This is a genomic window from Streptomyces hainanensis (assembly GCF_004348415.1).
In the GTDB taxonomy this organism is placed as follows: domain Bacteria; phylum Actinomycetota; class Actinomycetes; order Streptomycetales; family Streptomycetaceae; genus Streptomyces; species Streptomyces hainanensis.
Genome location: NZ_SMKI01000744.1, coordinates 1 through 2,306 on the forward strand (window position 1 = coordinate 1; position 2,306 = coordinate 2,306).

The 2,306-nt window shown below is 72.7% G+C and carries 3 protein-coding genes and 2 pseudogenes; 3 read left to right on the forward strand and 2 right to left on the reverse strand.

The annotated features are described in order from the left end of the window. A pseudogene (locus tag E1283_RS35455) lies at positions 1 to 561 on the forward strand (hypothetical protein); the annotation flags it as partial. Here E1283_RS35455 and E1283_RS40095 read toward each other — a convergent pair. After that, positions 452 to 778 carry an antibiotic biosynthesis monooxygenase gene (locus tag E1283_RS40095; protein ID WP_425086278.1) on the reverse strand — a complete coding sequence of 109 codons (327 nt, stop codon included), beginning with the start codon at positions 776 to 778 and terminating at the stop codon, positions 452 to 454. The pseudogene E1283_RS35455 and the gene E1283_RS40095 overlap by 110 nt on opposite strands. Positions 779 to 819: 41 nt before the next feature. Further along, a complete protein-coding gene (locus tag E1283_RS35460) occupies positions 820 to 1,242 on the reverse strand; it encodes an ArsI/CadI family heavy metal resistance metalloenzyme (protein WP_132822272.1) in 423 nt (140 codons plus the stop codon). A 78-nt stretch (positions 1,243 to 1,320) separates the two neighbouring features. On the opposite strand from E1283_RS35460, the gene E1283_RS35465 reads away from it, so the two are divergent. Further along, positions 1,321 to 1,677 (forward strand): ArsR/SmtB family transcription factor, encoded by a 357-nt coding sequence (locus tag E1283_RS35465; protein WP_165956361.1) that lies wholly within the window; start codon positions 1,321 to 1,323, stop codon positions 1,675 to 1,677. Further along, positions 1,674 to 2,186: pseudogene (locus E1283_RS35470) on the forward strand (aquaporin); the annotation flags it as partial. The gene E1283_RS35465 and the pseudogene E1283_RS35470, both read left to right, overlap by 4 nt. Positions 2,187 to 2,306: the final 120 nt, after the last annotated feature.

A 2,306-nucleotide genomic window follows, 5' to 3' on the forward strand; every position in this document is an offset into this window, starting at 1 on the left:
TTCCTCCCCCGCCACCTCACGCTGCTGTCCGCGCTGACCATCGGCACCCCCGCGTTCTTCCTCGCCCTGGCCCCCAACACGGCGAGGGCCCGCGCCGGCTTCGTGCCCCGGGTGCTCCGCCTGGCCCTCCCGTTCGGCCTGATCGCCGGGGCCGCCACCATCGGCGTCTACCTGCTGGCCAGGGCCCACTACGGCGGCTCCGCCTCGTCCCGGGAGGCGGAGACCAGCGCCGCGACGCTCACCCTGTTCCTGATCGGGCTCTGGGTGCTCTGCATCATCGCGCGGCCGCTGACCGGCTGGCGGATCCTGCTGCTCGCCGCGATGGCGGCCGCGTTCGCGGTGGTGCTGCTCGTCCCCTTCCTCCAGCACTTCTTCGCGCTCCGCCTGGTCGGCGCCTACCTCCCGTGGACGGCCGTGGGGTTCGCGGTCGTGGCGGCCGCGCTGATCGAGCTCAGCTACCGGCTCTTCCGGGCACCCAGGCGTCGACCACCTCCACGTGCCGGATCCCGCCGGACTCGGAGATATGCCCGAACCAGGCGGCGCACTCCGGAATCGTCGTGATCATCCGCGCCGCCTCATCGGCCTCCTCCCGGCTCCGCCAGACGATCACGTCGAGCCAGCTCCCGTCGTCCTCCTTGGTCAGATAGGCGCCCAGGCACCCGGGAAACCGCCGGTGCAGCGCCTCGATCATCCGGGGCCGCTCGGAGACCAGCAGCCGCTCGGCCCCGTCCAGAATCCGAAACCGGGCCAATTCGATCACGTTCGACTCGTTGGACATGGCCGAGATTCTACGGTTGGTGACGGCTCGATCCGTTTCGGCTACGCCTGCGCCGCGCGGCAGCAGACTGTGTCGGCGGTGCCGCAGCGGGTGTCGGCGTCTCCCTTGACCGCGTACACCTCCCACCGCTCGCCGCCGGGTCCGGTCACCCAGACCTTGTCCTGCACGGCGTAGCAGCAGGCGACGTCGTTCTCCTCGACGGTGGGCAGCCCCCGCGTCGACAGGCGTCCGGCCGCGACGGCGACCTCCGCGCCGTCGGCCACCTCGACGCCGAGGTGATCGAGCCGGGTGGCCGCCTCCCCGGCCTCCCCCTCGATCAACACGAGCTTCAGGGGCGGCTCGGCGACGGCGAAGTTCGCGTAGCCGGGGCGGCGCTTGGCCGGTTCGACGCCGAGGAGGCGGGAGTAGAAGGCGATCGACGCCTCCAGATCGCTGACGCGCAGGGCCAGTTGAACGCGGGACATGCGGAACCACTCCTTGCATCGATAACTGTCGATGCAGTCGAGCTTGGCATTTGCTTCGACGGGAGTCAATATAGATCCATGTCAAAGCAAGCCGAACTCCCGCTGCTCGACCAGACCGCCGTCTGCTGCGCCCCCATGGTCCGGGAGCCGCTCGGCGAGGCGGACGCCGCCGAGCTGGCCCGGATGTTCAAGGCGCTGTCCGACCCGATCCGGCTGCGGCTGCTCTCCCTGATCGCCTCGCACGAGGGCGGCGAGGCGTGCGTCTGCGACCTGACCGGCCGCTTCGACGTCTCCCAGCCGACGATCTCCCACCATCTGAAGGTGCTGCGCGACGCCGGCCTCGTCGACTCCGAACGGCGCGGCACCTGGGTCTACTACCGGGTGCGGCCCGCCGCCCTGGCCCGCCTCGCCGCGCCGCTCCTGACCCCGGCGTGAGCGGCCCCCCGCCGTCCCTGGCGCGGCGCGCGGCGGCCGAGGCGATCGGCACGGCCGCGCTGGTCGCGGTGGTGGTCGGCTCCGGCATCCAGGCCGCCGAGCTGACCGACGACGCCGGCGTCCGGCTGCTCGCCAACTCCCTCGCGACCGTCCTCGGCCTCGGCACGCTGATCGCTCTGCTCGGGCCGGTCTCCGGCGCCCACTTCAACCCGCTGGTCTCGCTCGCCGCCCACCTCGTGGGCCGTCGCACGGGCACCGGCCCGCGCCTGCGCGACGTGGCCGGCTACGCGCCCGCCCAGGTGGCGGGCGCGGTCGCCGGGGCGGTGCTGGCGGACGCGATGTTCGCCCGACCGCCGATGGCCCTCGCCACCACCGACCGCTTCGCCGCCCACCTGTGGCTCGGCGAACTGGTGGCGACCGCCGGCCTGGTCCTGCTGGCGCTCGGCCTCGACCGGGTGGGCCGGTCGCACCTGGCACCGGCGGCGGTCGCGTCCTACATCGGGGCGTCGGAGTCCAGGCCGTAGAGACGACCGTTCAGGCTGTAGGGCCCGCGCCGCAGGAGGTCGTCGCCGAACGGTTCGGCGATCTCCGTGAGGTCGAGGAACAGGGACTCGGCGAGGTCCCCCTTC